General features: G+C 72.9%; 12 protein-coding genes. 7 read left to right on the top strand and 5 right to left on the bottom strand.

Annotated features, from left to right (window positions below):
• The first annotated feature begins 18 nt into the window (after positions 1-18).
• From HF995_RS02010 to HF995_RS02000, 3 genes are read left to right on the top strand one after another with little or no spacing between them, the layout of a single operon-like run.
• A complete protein-coding gene (locus tag HF995_RS02010) occupies positions 19-294 on the top strand; it encodes a FeoA family protein (RefSeq protein WP_168446142.1) in 276 nt (91 codons plus the stop codon).
• Entirely contained in the window at positions 291-2,270 is a 1,980-nt protein-coding gene (gene feoB, locus HF995_RS02005) for a ferrous iron transport protein B (protein WP_168446141.1), read from the top strand. The genes HF995_RS02010 and feoB overlap by 4 nt, the downstream gene beginning before the upstream one ends.
• The gene (locus HF995_RS02000; RefSeq protein ID WP_168446140.1) at positions 2,267-2,512 is read left to right on the top strand and encodes a hypothetical protein; all 246 of its coding nucleotides are present in this window, start codon (positions 2,267-2,269) and stop codon (positions 2,510-2,512) included. Before feoB ends, HF995_RS02000 begins: the two co-directional genes overlap by 4 nt.
• A gap of 5 nt (positions 2,513-2,517) precedes the next feature.
• On the opposite strand, the gene HF995_RS01995 is transcribed toward HF995_RS02000, so the two are convergent.
• Together HF995_RS01995 and HF995_RS01990 are read right to left on the bottom strand one after the other, a co-directional pair.
• Positions 2,518-3,513 carry an NAD-dependent epimerase/dehydratase family protein gene (locus tag HF995_RS01995; RefSeq protein ID WP_168446139.1) on the bottom strand — a complete coding sequence of 332 codons (996 nt, stop codon included), beginning with the start codon at positions 3,511-3,513 and terminating at the stop codon, positions 2,518-2,520.
• 91 nt (positions 3,514-3,604) lie between these two features.
• Positions 3,605-4,018: a cupredoxin domain-containing protein gene (locus HF995_RS01990; RefSeq protein ID WP_168446138.1), complete on the bottom strand. Its 414-nt coding sequence runs from the start codon at positions 4,016-4,018 to the stop codon at positions 3,605-3,607.
• A 100-nt stretch (positions 4,019-4,118) separates the two neighbouring features.
• Here HF995_RS01990 and HF995_RS01985 point away from each other — a divergent pair, with 100 nt between their 5' ends.
• Complete coding sequence (locus HF995_RS01985; protein ID WP_168446137.1) at positions 4,119-5,207, top strand: Gfo/Idh/MocA family protein; 1,089 nt, start codon at positions 4,119-4,121, stop codon at positions 5,205-5,207.
• Between the two features lie 42 nt (positions 5,208-5,249).
• Positions 5,250-5,783, top strand: a complete 534-nt coding sequence (locus tag HF995_RS01980) for a heme-degrading domain-containing protein (RefSeq protein ID WP_168446136.1) — start codon at positions 5,250-5,252, stop codon at positions 5,781-5,783.
• 18 nt (positions 5,784-5,801) lie between these two features.
• On the opposite strand, the gene HF995_RS01975 is transcribed toward HF995_RS01980, so the two are convergent.
• From HF995_RS01975 to HF995_RS01965, 3 genes are read right to left on the bottom strand one after another with little or no spacing between them, the layout of a single operon-like run.
• Positions 5,802-7,112 (bottom strand): MFS transporter, encoded by a 1,311-nt coding sequence (locus tag HF995_RS01975; RefSeq protein ID WP_168446135.1) that lies wholly within the window; start codon positions 7,110-7,112, stop codon positions 5,802-5,804.
• Positions 7,113-7,152: 40 nt separating this feature from the next.
• Positions 7,153-9,828 carry a phosphoenolpyruvate carboxylase gene (locus HF995_RS01970; RefSeq protein ID WP_168446134.1) on the bottom strand — a complete coding sequence of 892 codons (2,676 nt, stop codon included), beginning with the start codon at positions 9,826-9,828 and terminating at the stop codon, positions 7,153-7,155.
• Between the two features lie 49 nt (positions 9,829-9,877).
• Positions 9,878-10,330: an HIT family protein gene (locus HF995_RS01965; protein ID WP_168446133.1), complete on the bottom strand. Its 453-nt coding sequence runs from the start codon at positions 10,328-10,330 to the stop codon at positions 9,878-9,880.
• A gap of 135 nt (positions 10,331-10,465) precedes the next feature.
• Between HF995_RS01965 and HF995_RS01960 the strand changes: the two genes are divergently transcribed.
• Positions 10,466-12,103: an AAA family ATPase gene (locus HF995_RS01960; RefSeq protein ID WP_168446132.1), complete on the top strand. Its 1,638-nt coding sequence runs from the start codon at positions 10,466-10,468 to the stop codon at positions 12,101-12,103.
• The gene (locus HF995_RS01955; RefSeq protein ID WP_168446131.1) at positions 12,103-12,873 is read left to right on the top strand and encodes a hypothetical protein; all 771 of its coding nucleotides are present in this window, start codon (positions 12,103-12,105) and stop codon (positions 12,871-12,873) included. The genes HF995_RS01960 and HF995_RS01955 overlap by 1 nt, the downstream gene beginning before the upstream one ends.
• Positions 12,874-13,020: the final 147 nt, after the last annotated feature.

Below are 13,020 nucleotides of genomic sequence, written 5' to 3'. Positions count from 1 at the left end.
CAGCGTTACGTTCGGCGCATGGACCTCGTGGACCTTCCCGTCGGAGCGACGGCGCGCATCGCCTCGGTCGACGTCGGTGCGGACGCCGACGTGACCTTCCGGCTGGGCGAGCTCGGGCTGCGCCCGGGTGCGACGGTCCGCGTGCTCAACCGTGCCGCTTTCGGCGGTCGCGTGCTCGCGCTGGGCACGCCCGGAGCGAGCGCGTCGCACGGGGTGACGACCGGCATGCGGCTCGGCGTCGACGGGCCCACCGTCCGCGCGATCCGCGTGCACCTCCCCGCCGAGGCCTCATGAGCTGCCACGAGCCCGCGGGAGCAACGCAGGCGCGGACCCTCGACGTCCCGACGGTCCTCCTCGTCGGCAACCCGAACGTCGGCAAGTCGACGCTCTTCAACCTCCTCACCGGCTCACGTCAGCACGTCATGAACGCCCCCGGCACGACAGTCGAGCTGCACCGCGGCACGTGGAGCGCAGACGACCGCCCGGTGCGGCTGACCGACCTGCCCGGCACGTACTCGCTCCTCGCGCGGTCGCCCGACGAGGAGGTCACCGCGGCCGCCGTCGCCGACCGCGGGCCCGACCGTGCCGATGTCGTCGTCGTGCTCGTCGACGCGTCCGCCCTGCCGCGCTCGCTGTACCTGCTCGCTCAGGTCGCGGAGCAGCACGTGCCGGTCGTCGTGGCCGTGACGATGAACGACGTCGCCGCGCGCGCAGGCGCGCCCGTCCCCGCCGACGCGCTCGCGGAGACGCTGGGCGTGCCGGTCGTCGCGATCGACCCGCGCCGCGGCCGCGGAGGAGACGCGCTCGCCCGCGAGGTGCTGCGCGTGCTCGACGGCGCGGCCACGGCCGGTCCGGCGGACACGTCCAGCACCACGTCCCTCGCGGCGCTCGTCGCGCGCTCGGCCCCCGTGCGCGCCGAGCCCCGGCAGTCGGTCTCCCTCGAGGCCGAGCTCGCGCACGCCGACGTGCTCTTCGCCTGGGTCGACGAGGTGCAGCGTGCGGTCGTCGACGTCCCTGAGATGGCTCGCCCGAGCGTCACCGACCGCGTCGACCGGTGGCTCCTGCAGCCGTGGGTCGGCCTGCCCGTCCTGCTCGTGGTCATGTGGCTCGCGTTCCAGGTCGCGACGTCGGTCGCCGCGCCGCTCATGGACCTCGTCGACCGGGCGGTGGGCGGCTGGTTCGCAGGGCTCCTCGCCGACGTGATGCCAGGGCCGGCATGGCTCGAGGGGCTCGTCGTCGACGGCCTCGTCGCGGGCCTCGGCACGGTCCTGTCGTTCGCGCCGCTCATGGGGATGATGTTCGTCGGCGTCGCGCTGCTCGAGGACTCGGGCTACCTCGCCCGGGCCGCGTTCGTCGCCGACCGTGCGATGCGCGCGATCGGTCTCGACGGCCGCGCGGTGCTGCCCCTCGTCGTCGGGTTCGGGTGCAACCTGTCGGCGCTCGCCGCGACCCGCACGCTCCCGGACGCCCGGCAGCGCACGCTCACGGCGTTCCTCGTGCCGTACACGTCGTGCGCGGCGCGGCTGACCGTGTACGTGCTCCTCGCGGGGGCGTTCTTCCCTGACCACGCCGGCACGGTCGTGCTCGCGATGTACGTCGTGTCGGTGCTCATGGTGGTCGTGGTGGGTCTCGTGCTGCGTCGCACGGTCTTCCGGGACCTCGGCCGCGAGCCGCTCGTGATCGCGCTGCCCGCCTACCAGCGGCCGCGCCTGCGAGCGCTGCTGCTGTCCGCAGGTAAGCGGGTCGAGGCGTTCGTGCGCAAGGCGGGGACGATCATCGTCCTGACCCTCACGGTCGTGTGGCTCCTGCAGGCTGTCCCGGTCACGGGCGAGCACCAGGTCGCGGACGTCCCGGTGGGGGACAGCGCGTACGGGTGGGCGGCCCAGACCGCGGCGCCGGTGTTCGGGCCGGCCGGCTTCGGGGACTGGCACGCGACGGCGGCGCTCGCGACGGGCTTCGTCGCGAAGGAGGTCGTCGTCGGGTCGTTCGCACAGTCGTTCGCGGTCGACGAGCCGCAGGACCCGGCAGACGGCGGGAGCCTCGCGGAGCGCCTGCGCGCGTCCTTCGACGAGAGTTCCGGTGGCCACGGCGGTGTCGCCGCGATCGCGTTCCTCGTCTTCGTCCTGACCTACACGCCGTGCCTCGCGACGGTCGCCGAGCAGGCTCGCCTGCTGGGCGCGCGCCGTACGGCGGTCGCGGTCGCGATCCAGCTCGTCACGGCGTGGCTCCTCGCGGTCGCGGTGTTCCAGGTCGGGAGGCTGTGGTGGTGACGACCAGCCAGGGCTTCGTGGCCGACGTCGTCGCACGCGCCGGGGAGGGTGCGACGGCGCGCCGGATCGCCGCGGACCTCGGCGTCGATCTCGGTGCGGTCGACGCGGCGCTCGACCTCGCGCGTCGGCTGGGTCTCGTCATGGTGTCCGGGCGCACGTCCGTGGACGGCTGCGCGTCCTGCCCGACGGCGTCGTCGCCGCTCGCGTCGGTCGCGTGCGCAGGGTGCCCCTTCGCCTCGTGAGGCGCTCAGGCGCCCCGCCCCGCCCTCCGGGTGACGCACTCGCGGACGGTCGCGGTGATCGCAGCGGGCACGTCGTCGTCCTCGTAGCCGAGGACGTCCTGGGTCAGGCGCGTCGGGGTGCACGCGTGCCGGTCCTGGAAGCGGACCGCGTCAGCCATGTGGATGCCGTGCTCCTTGCCCATCGACGCGGTCGCCATGTCGTAGCGCTCCATGCTCGCGAGCTGCGACTCGAGCGGCGCGACGACGACGTCGCCCGGGTCGCGTCCGAGCTCACCGCAGATGACGCGGTGCAGCTCCGCGTAGGACAGGTCGTAGCCGTTGATCGAGTACCGGCCCCCGTGCTCGCCGCGCTCGATCGCGCCGACGGTCGCCTGCGCGACCTGGCGGACGGTGACGGACGACGTCGAGCCGCCCTGGACCACGACGTCGCCCTGCTGCGCGGCGACGCGGTCGACGAACACCTGCCACAGCGACGGCCGGTTCGGGGTCGTGCCGAAGACGTACGGGAGGCGCAGGACCGTCACGGTCATCGAGCCCTCGCCCTCGAGGACCGCGACCTCCTCCTGCACGAAGCGTGTCCGGGGGTAGCCGTTGCGTGTCCGGAACCCGAGCTCGGGCCACATCTCGCCCCACTCGACGGTGTGCGACCCGAACAGGACGAAGCGCGAGACGCGGGTCGCGCGGGCGACGCGCACCACGCGCTGGACCGGGCGGACGTTGACCTCGTAGAAGAAGTGCGCGGCGGGGCTGTCGGGGACGACCCGGTCGTCGAAGCCTGCCGCGTAGACGACCGCGTGCTTGCCGGCGAGCAGGTTCGCGAGCTGGCCGTCCGACATGGCGTTGAGGTCCTCGAGGACGAGCTCGACGCCCGTGGGGAAGAGCTGCGCGGCTCCCGGCTCGGGGAGGGCGACGCCCGTGACGGCGTACCCCCGCCTGACGAGCTCTGTCGTCGCGTGGTAGCCGAGCATGCCGGTCGCACCGACGACCAGGACCTCCCGCACGGTGCTCCCTCCCGCGTACGCCAACTGTTCCTGCTCGCCAGTCTTGCGGCCGTGCGGCGGGTTTCCGCGGGTCGATGGTCCCCTGCGCGCGTCAGCCGACGCTGATGCCGAGCACCATCCCTGCGGCCCGGTGGCCCTGGACCGAGCACCATCCCTCGATCGCGCCGGTCACGGTCCCGACGTCGACCGTCGCCTTCTCACCGCGCGACAGCAGCCCTGACGTGGTGCCGTCCTGCAGGACGAGGTCGTGGGGCATGCCGTCCGTGTTCTCGAGGTCGACGACGAGGTGCGTGCCGTCCGGCACGACGATCGTGGACGGCTCGAAGCGCATGTCGACCATGTGGACGGGCACGTGGTACCGGCCCTCGGAGTCGCTGTACGGGGACGCGGGCGCGGTCGGGGCGCCCGGTCCGCACGCGGCGGTCGCGACGAGGAGGAGCGCGCCGAGCGCCGCGAGGCGCCGCGAGCGCGCGCGACCGGGGCGGGGGACGGAGGTACGAGGCACCTGTCGAGCCTACGGCCGCCGGCCACGGATGGATACGGGGCCCTCACGTGGGCGAAGATGGAGGTGGCACCGGTCGACGACGACGGAGGACAGGCACGGCATGGACGACGTGGCACGCAAGGACGCACGGGTAGGCCTCATCGGGTACGGGCTCGCGGGGGAGGCGTTCCACGCCCCGCTGATCGCGTCGACACCCGGTCTGGAGCTGTCCGCGATCGTCACCTCCCGGGCTGGGCGGGCGGCCGCTGCGGCCGCGCGGTACCCGCGTGCGCGGGTCGTCCCCACGGTCGACGACCTGTGGGGGCTCGACGTCGACCTCGTCGTCGTCGCGACGCCCAACGACTCGCACGTGCCGCTCGCGCGTGCCGCGCTCGAGCGGGACCTCGCCGTCGTCGTCGACAAGCCCGTCGCGCCGGGAGCGCGTGCGGCGCGCGAGCTCGACGCGCTCGCCCGCTCCCGCGGGCTGCTGCTCACCGTCTTCCAGAACCGTCGCTGGGACGGTGACTTCCTCACGGTGCGCGACGCCGTCGCGTCCGGGCTGCTCGGAGAAGTGCGCCGGTTCGAGTCGCGGTTCGAGCGGTGGAGCCCGGTCGCGACGGGCGGGTGGCGCGAGACGGCGGCCCCAGAGATGGCGGGCGGCCTGCTCTGGGACCTCGGCGCGCACCTCGTCGACCAGGCGGTCCAGCTCTTCGGCCCCGTCGCGAGCGTGTACGCCGAGTGCGACGTCCGTCGTGACGGCGTCGAGGCCGACGACGACTCGTTCGTCGCCCTCACGCACACCGGTGGCGTGCGGTCGCACCTGTGGATGAGCGCCGTCGCCGCGCACGAGAACCCACGCTTCCGCGTCGTCGGCTCGAAGGCGGCGATCGTCACGTGGGGGCTCGACCCGCAGGAGGACGCGCTGCGCGCCGGTCGCGTCCCGGTCGGTGACGGCCTCGCCGACGACGGCTCCCTGTGGGGCGTCGCCGAGACGCCCGCGACCGCCGACGTCGTCGCGGGACCCGAGCGCTCGACGCGGCCGGTCCACGCGGGGGACTACCCGGCGTTCTACGCGGGCGTCGCCCGCGCCCTCCACGAGGGCGCCCCCGCGCCCGTGAGCGTGACCGACGCCGCGGCCGTCCTCGACGTGCTCGAGACCGCACGCCGCGCCGCCCGGCAGGGGGAGGTGCTTGCCGTCGCAGCCTCGTGACCCGTCAGCGCGCAAACCGCAGGTTCGACCCGAGGAGTGACCATGACCGAATATCCGAAGGACACCGAGGAGATCGCCGCAGCGATCTCGCAGATCGAGGCGGAGATGGCCGAGCTGCACCTGGCCTCGTTCACGGCAGACGACGCCCGCAGGCTCGGGCTCACGCTCGTGCGGCTCGCGGAGGAGCGCGAGCTTCCTGTCGCGATCGACATCTCGCGCGGCGACCACGTCCTGTTCCACGTCGCGATGCCCGGAGCGAAGCGGAGCAACGCCGACTGGATCCGTCGCAAGACCGCCACGGTCCTGCACTACGGGGAGCCCTCGCTGCTCGTGGGCCTGCGCCCGCGCCTGAACGGTCGACGGATCGAGGACGACCCGTGGTTCGACGAGGCGCGCTTCGCGGCGCACGGCGGTTCGTTCCCCGTGCTCGTGCAGAGCGTGGGCATGGTCGGCACCGTCACGGTGTCGGGGCTGCCCCAGATGGACGACCACGCCCTCGTCGTCGAGGCGCTGCGCCTGATGATCGCGCAGACGCGCGCGCAGGGGCGGCTGGGGCACGCCGACGGGCTGCGCTGACAGCCCGGACCGGGACGGTCAGACGGCCGCCTGTGCACGGCGCAGGCGGCCGTCGGCACGCACGAGGTTCGTGATGCCGAGGACCCACAGCGGGATGAACGTCAGCCACGCGAGCGTGAAGCCGCGGTCCGTGATCAGGTCGGGGGTACCTTCACCGACCAGGTCGAGCGCCACGCCGACGAGGAGCATGATCGTCAGCGTCGAGATGAACCCGCCCGTGTTGACCATTCCTGTCGACACCCCCAGCGTGCGCAGCGGGTTGGTCTCGCGCGCGTAGTCGAAGCCGAGGAGTGATCCTGGACCGGCTGCGCCCATCGTCGTCGCGAGGACCAGCAGGGTCGCGAGCGGGGCGCGTCCGGGCCACGCGAGGACGATCGCCCACGCGAGCACCTGGGCCGCGACGACGCTCAGGACGAGCACGAGGCGGCGGCCGGGGAAGCGGCCCGCGAGGACGCCGAGGACCGGCCCCATGACGAGGCACGAGACGACGTACAGGTTGAGTACCCCGAGGCTCGCCTCGGCGCTGAGGCCTTCTGCGCGGGTCATGTAGACCGAGCCCCACAGCAGGACGAACGAGTAGGTGGGGAACGGTGCGACGAAGTGCGCCCAGAAGCCCGCGCGTGTGCCGGGGTTGCGCCAGGTCTCGCGCATCGTGGGCGGACGCACCGGGGCAGGGGCCGCGCGCCCGTCCGGGCGTGCGGGCGGCGGCTCGTCAGGCAGGTCGACGACGACGTGTGCCCGTCCGTCGCGCACGACGATCGCGACGAGCGCTGCGATGCCGGCGGCGAGAGCGCCCGCGGTGACGAACGCTGTCGGCCAGCCGCGGGCGTCGAGGAGGGCGACGAACGGGACGAGGCTGCCGAGCTGGCCGAGCTGGCCGAGCATCCCGGTGAGCTGGGTCGTCAGCGGGACGGCGCGCGGCGGGAACCACGCCGGCACGAGCCGGACCACGGAGATGAACACGAACGAGTCGCCGCCTCCGACGAGCACGCGCGCCCCGACCGCCTCGGGGACGGACGAGGCGAACGCCATCGCGACCTGCCCGGCGGCGATGAGGGCGCACCCGAGGGTGATCGCGACCCGTGCCCCGTACCGGTCGAGGAAGATGCCTGCGGGGATCTGCATGCCGGAGTACACGGCGAGCTGGAGCACCGCGAACATCGACAGGGCGGAGGCGGACGTCTCGAAGCGCAGCGCGGCCTCGACGCCGGTCGCGGACAGCGAGCTGCGCGCGAGCACCGCGATCGCGTACGCGACGACCGCGATCGACCAGACGACGACGGCACGCCACGTCACCCGGTCGATCACGTCAGCGTGGTCCCGGCCCATCTCGTTGCTTCTTTCCGCCGGGGCCGCGCCCGGCCCAGTGTCAGCCGGTGTTCTGCAGCCCGGCTGCGACACCGTTCATGGTGATCAGGAGGAGCCGCTTGATGCGGGCAACCTCTTCTTCGGGGCGCGTGTCGTCGAGGCGCAGCACCCGCAGGGCGCGGACCTGGATGAGCGAGAGCGCGTCGACGTACGGGCTGCGCATCTGCACGGCCCGGCCGAGGACCCGCATGTCTGCGAGCATCCGCGAACGGCCGGTGGTCGTCAGGACCCACTCGATCGTCAGGCGCATCTCGTCGAGCACGAGCTCGGAGAGGTCCTCGCGGTCACCGAGGGAGAGGTACCGGCGGGCGATGCGCTCGTCGGTCTTGGCGAGCGACATCTCGACGTTGTCGATCATCGTCGCGAAGAGCGGCCACTCCTCGTACGCCTGACGCAGCTTCTCGGGGTCGCCGATCGCCTGGAGCGCGGTGCCGAGGCCGAACCAGCCGGTGAGGTTGATGCGTGCCTGCGTCCACGCGAAGACCCACGGGATGGCGCGCAGGTCGTCGAGGGAGTTCATCGACAGTCCGCGCTTGGCCGGGCGCGAGCCGAGGGGCAGCAGCCCGACCTCGTCCTGCGGGGTCACCTGGGCGAACCACTGCGGGAAGCCCGGCGACTTCACGAGCTCGAAGAACCGGTCGCGCGACGCGGCGTCCATGACGTCCGCGAGGTCGCGGAACTTCTCGGCTGCGCCTGCGTTGCGCTCCTCGATGCTCGGCGCGGACGCGAGGAGCGTCGCGGCCGCGACCTGGTCGATGTGGCGGGCCGCGATGACCGGGTGGCCGTAGCGTGCCGCGATGACCTCGCCCTGCTCGGTCAGCTTGAACCGGCCGTCGACCGAGTGCGGTGGCTGCGCGAGGATCGCGCGGTTGGCGGGGCCGCCGCCACGGCCGAGCGCGCCGCCACGGCCGTGGAACAGGGTCAGGGTGATGTCGTTGCGCCGCGCCCACTGGGCGATGCGGCTCTGCGCGTCGTAGAGCGCGAGCGTCGCGGAGACAGGGCCGACGTCCTTGGACGAGTCCGAGTAGCCGAGCATGACCTCGAGGCGGCGGCCGGTCGCGGCGAGCCGTTCGCGGACGGCGGGCTGCTGGATCGTCTCCTCGAGGACGTCGACGCTGGCCTCGAGGTCGGCGAACGTCTCGAACAGGGGGATGACGTCGAGCACGGGAAGCTCGGCGTCCTGACCGAGGGCGTGCCGGGCGAGCTCGTAGACGTTCGCGAGGTCCTCGGCGCTCGTCGTGAACGACACGATGTACCGGCGTGCGGCCGGGACGCCGTAGCGCTTCTGGATCGAGGCGATCGCGCGGAAGACGTCGAGCACCTCGCGACTGCGGTCGGACAGGTCGCCGTCGGCGCCCTTCTCCGCGATCTCTGCGAGCGTCTCGCGGTGGACCTGGGAGTGCTGGCGGATCTCGTGCTCGGCGAGGTGGAAGCCGAACGTCTGGACCTGCCAGATGAGCTGCTGCAGCTCGGCGTACGCCGCGCGCGGGGCGCCGGCCTCGACGAGCGAGCCCTGCACGACGAGGAGGTCCGCGAGGAGGTCCTCGGCCTTGTCGTACGCGAGGTCCGCGTTGCGGGCGAGCGTCGCGGAGATCCGGCGCGCGATGACGAGCAGCACGCGGCGGTACGGCTCGTTCGGCGAGCGCATCGCGATGTCCGCGGTCAGCTCCTCGGCGATGACCTGCTGCGACTTCCACAGCTTGTCGAGCGCGGGGGACGCGGGCGTCGTGTCGGCGTCGAGCGTCAGGGAGCGTCCGAGGCGCGTCGCGACCTGCTCGAGCGCGATGAGCACGTGCTCGTTCGCGATCGCCGCCGCCTGGCGCGTGATCGTCGCGGTGACGTTGGGGTTGCCGTCGCGGTCCGCGCCGATCCAGGTGCCGAGCCGGACGAACGGCGGGACGACGGGTGCGACCCGGCCCGCGTCCGGGCCCGAGAGGAGCTGGTCGAAGCGGCGGTAGACCTCGGGGAACACCTCGAAGAGCGTCTGGTCGAACGTCGACATCGCCGTGCGGACCTCGTCGAGCGGGGACGGCTTCGACGAGCGCAGCGGGGAGGTGCGCCACAGCGCGTCGATCTCCGCGGTCAGGCGGCGCTCGTTGTCGGCGAGGCTGATGCCGCCGAGGGCGACCGTGTCACGCTCGGCGAGCAGCTCCGTGACGCGCCGGATCGCGGCAGCGACCGCACGACGCCGTGCCTCGGTCGGGTGCGCGGTGAGGACCGGGCGGAACTCGAGCCCCTGGATGCGGCGCGTCGTCTCCTCGTCGCCGATCTCTTCGCGCAGCTGTGCGACGGCGTGCTCGAGCGAGTCGCCGTGCGTCTCGCCCTCGGCCTCGCGGCGACGCAGCACGCGCACACGGTGGTGCTCCTCGGCGAGGTTGACGAGGTGGAAGTAGCAGAGGAACGCGCGCGCGACCTCTTCGGCGCGCTGCAGCGAGAACGTCTCGATGAGGTCTTCAGCGGCTGCGATCGCTTCGGGGGACGGGTCGGAGTACGCGGCGATCGTGAGGGACCGCAGCTTCTCGACGTCGTCGAGGAGGTCGGGGCCGACGGACTCGGTCAGGACACGCCCGAGCAGCCCGCCGAGGAGGCGGACGTCCGCACGCAGCTCGTCCGGGAGCTCGTGACGTGCGTGGCGACGGTCTTCGGACGGGGCCTGGGCGTTTTCCTTGTCACTCACGTGGACGACTGTAGTTGCCCGTCGTGACTTGCACCCGGCTGTCCGAATGTCAGCCGATCGGGTCGAGCGCGGTCAGGGACGCGGGCACGTGCTCGTCCTCGCCCGCCTCGCGGAGCGCAGCGCGCAGCCGCTCCGCCGCGGCGTCGAGCTCTCCGCCCGGGGTGTCCGGGCGCGCATTCGTGAACGAGAGCTCGGCCTCTCCCCACGCGGGCAGGACGTGCAGGTGAAGGTGCGGCACCTCGAACCCTGCGACGAGCAGGGCGGCGCGCGGGGCGTCGAAGGCTGACTTCTGCGCGTTGCCGACGACCTTGGCGACCCGCACGAGGTGCGCGAGCAGGTCGTCGTCCGCGTCCGTGAGCTCGGCGACCTCCTCGCGGGGGACGACGAGCACGTGGCCGGCGGTGATCGGCGCGATCGTCGAGAAGACGACCGCGCGGTCGTCGGCCCACACGAAACGTCCCGGGATCTCGCCGTCGATGATCTTGGTGAAGAGCGTGGCCATGGGGCAAACCTACCGCTGGGGTGCGCTGTTCGACCGCGGTGCGCTGCGGTACCGTGACTGCGCTGACGACGGCCGCCGCACGCGCGGCCCGCAGCACGCGCGCGCAGCGGTCTGCCACGCGAGAAGGGGACAGGGATGGGGAGCTCGGCCAGCTTCAGGGACACGCTCGTCGACCTGATCCGTGCGCGCCACCCTGTGCTCGTCGTCGAGACGCACGAGGCCGAGCGCGTGATCGGCGCTGTCCAGTCGATCGCGACGGACCCGACCGCGCTGCGCAGCGCACGCCAGGTCATGTGCTACTCGGTCAGTCGCGGGCTGCACTACCCGGGCGACCCCGGACGCCCGCAGGTCGCCGAGGCCGCGCTGGCCGCTGCCGCGGGGATGACCCGTCCCACGATCTTCGTCTTCCAGGACCTGCACCACTTCCTCGGGTCGGACGGCCAGTCTCCCGACGCGCTCCTCGTCCGCGCGATCCTCGACGTCGCCGCCGCCTTCAAGGTCGGCGACGTCCCGCACACGCTCGTCATCGTCTCCCCGGGCCTCGACCTGCCGCCGGACCTCGAGAAGGTCGTGTCCGTCGTCGACCTCCCGCTGCCCGACACGGACGAGATCGAGGAGGTCCTCGACGCGATCATCGAGGCCAACGCCGCCGGGATCCAGAACCGGCTGACTCCCGAGGAGAAGGTGCGGCTCGTCCATGCGGCGCGCGGCCTGACGCGGTGGGAGGCGGAGAACGCGTTCGCCCGCGCGATCGCCGGCGACCGGATCCTCGACGTCACGGACATCGATCGCGTGATCGACGAGAAGCGCCAGACCATCCGCAAGTCCGCCCTCCTCGAGTTCGTGCCGCCGGCCGGCTCGATCGACGACGTCGGCGGGCTCGAGAACCTCAAGCGCTGGCTCGCCAAGCGCAACGGCTCGTGGCTCCCGGACGCGGCACGCTGGGGCATCTCGCCGCCGAAGGGCGTGCTCATCACGGGCGTGCCGGGCTGCGGGAAGTCGCTGACCGCCAAGTGCATGTCCAGCCTGTGGGGCCTGCCGCTCCTGCGGCTCGACGTCGGCAAGATCTTCTCGGGCCTCGTCGGGTCGTCCGAGCTCAACATGCGCGCGTCGCTCCGGCTCGCCGAGGCGGTCGCGCCGTCGATCCTGTGGATCGACGAGATCGAGAAGGGCTTCGGTTCCGCGACGAGCGCGCAGAGCGGCGACTCCGGCACGAGCCAGCGCGTCTTCGGCACGTTCCTCACCTGGATGCAGGAGAAGAGCTCGTCGGTGTTCGTCATCGCGACCGCCAACAAGATCGACGCGCTGCCGCCCGAGCTCCTGCGCAAGGGGCGCTTCGACGAGATCTTCTTCGTCGACCTCCCCACGGACTCCGAGCGCCGCACGATCTGGGCCCTCCACCTGGGGCGGCGGCTGCGCGACGGGGACGCGCTCGGTGGCGACCTTCTCGTGACCGAGCAGCTGATCGCGGACCTCGCGGCAGGCACGGACGGGTTCTCGGGCGCGGAGATCGAGCAGGCTGTCGTGTCCGCGTGCTTCGACGCGTACGCGGAACGCCGTGCGCTGAGCGTGCAGGACCTCCAGCGTGCCGTCGTCTCGACGGTGCCGCTCTCCGTCACGCAGGCCGAGCAGGTCGCCACGATCCGCGAGTGGGCTGCGAGCCGCGCGGTCGCGGCGACCGTCTCCGACGAGCCGCTCGCGCCGATCGGGCCGCACGGCGCGTCGCCCCTCGACGCAGGCCCTGACGGCGGCGGCCGGAAGGTCGTCTTCTGATGTACGGGCACCACGTGCGCACGGTCGAGGAGCGGCTCGCCGACCCGTCCTGGACCCGCCCGAAGAGTTGGCTCCTGCTGGTCCCGCTGCTGTCCCTCGGCACGTTGTCGTTCGTCTGGTTCTGGATGCGCGCCAACCTCGACCCGGAGGAGAAGGGCCGGTACGAGCTCTGGGCCTGGGTGTGGGGGTTCGTCGCCCTGGGCGGCGGGACGCTCGGCGGGGGAGGGCTGTTCTTCGGCACCGCTGACGAGATCGCCGTCTCGGCGGTCATCTGGATCCTCCGGGTCACGTCGGTCGTGCACGCGTGGGCGATGAACCAGCGCAGGCTCGAGCGCATGGCGCGCCGCGAGGTGGGTGTCGAGGTCGCGATGATCGCGGCCGCGCAGGCGCGCGGGGCGCGAGCGGGCGGTCCGGCGCAGAGGTTCCCGACGTCGCACCTGGCGACCGCGACGGTCCCCGAGGGGTACGACCCGCGCCTCGCGGCCTCGTTCCCTCAGGTCTACGCAGGCGCCGAGGACGCTGGCGTGCCGCCTCGGCCGGAGCCTCCGCTTGCAGCGCCCCGCCCCGCCCCGCCGGTCGACCCGGCGGCGCACGGTCGCGTCCTCGAGCCCCCGCCCTACCCGGGGGCTGCCGCACCGGTGGGGAGCCTGCCGCCCGAGCGCGTGCCCGACGTCGAGCCGGAGCCGCAGCGCTGGATGCCCGTGGCACCACCGCGCCCGGGAGACCCGCACGCTCCCCGGCGCGGACCGGGTCGCAGGCTCGACCTCTGAGGCTCGCCCGCTGAGGCTCAGCCGAGCGCACACGCAGGTCGGACGGGAGATTCCCGACGGGGCGTACGTCACTTCCCGTCGGGACATACGGCCCACACAGCCGTCGTGTCGCCCGGCGAGGATGGATACGGAATGCGAGGGGTCGTA

It is taken from the genome of Sanguibacter hominis ATCC BAA-789 (assembly GCF_012396185.1).
Lineage (GTDB): Bacteria > Actinomycetota > Actinomycetes > Actinomycetales > Cellulomonadaceae > Flavimobilis > Flavimobilis hominis.
The sequence above is the reverse complement of the archived record's forward strand: the minus strand, read 5'-3'. Positions and strand labels throughout refer to the sequence as shown.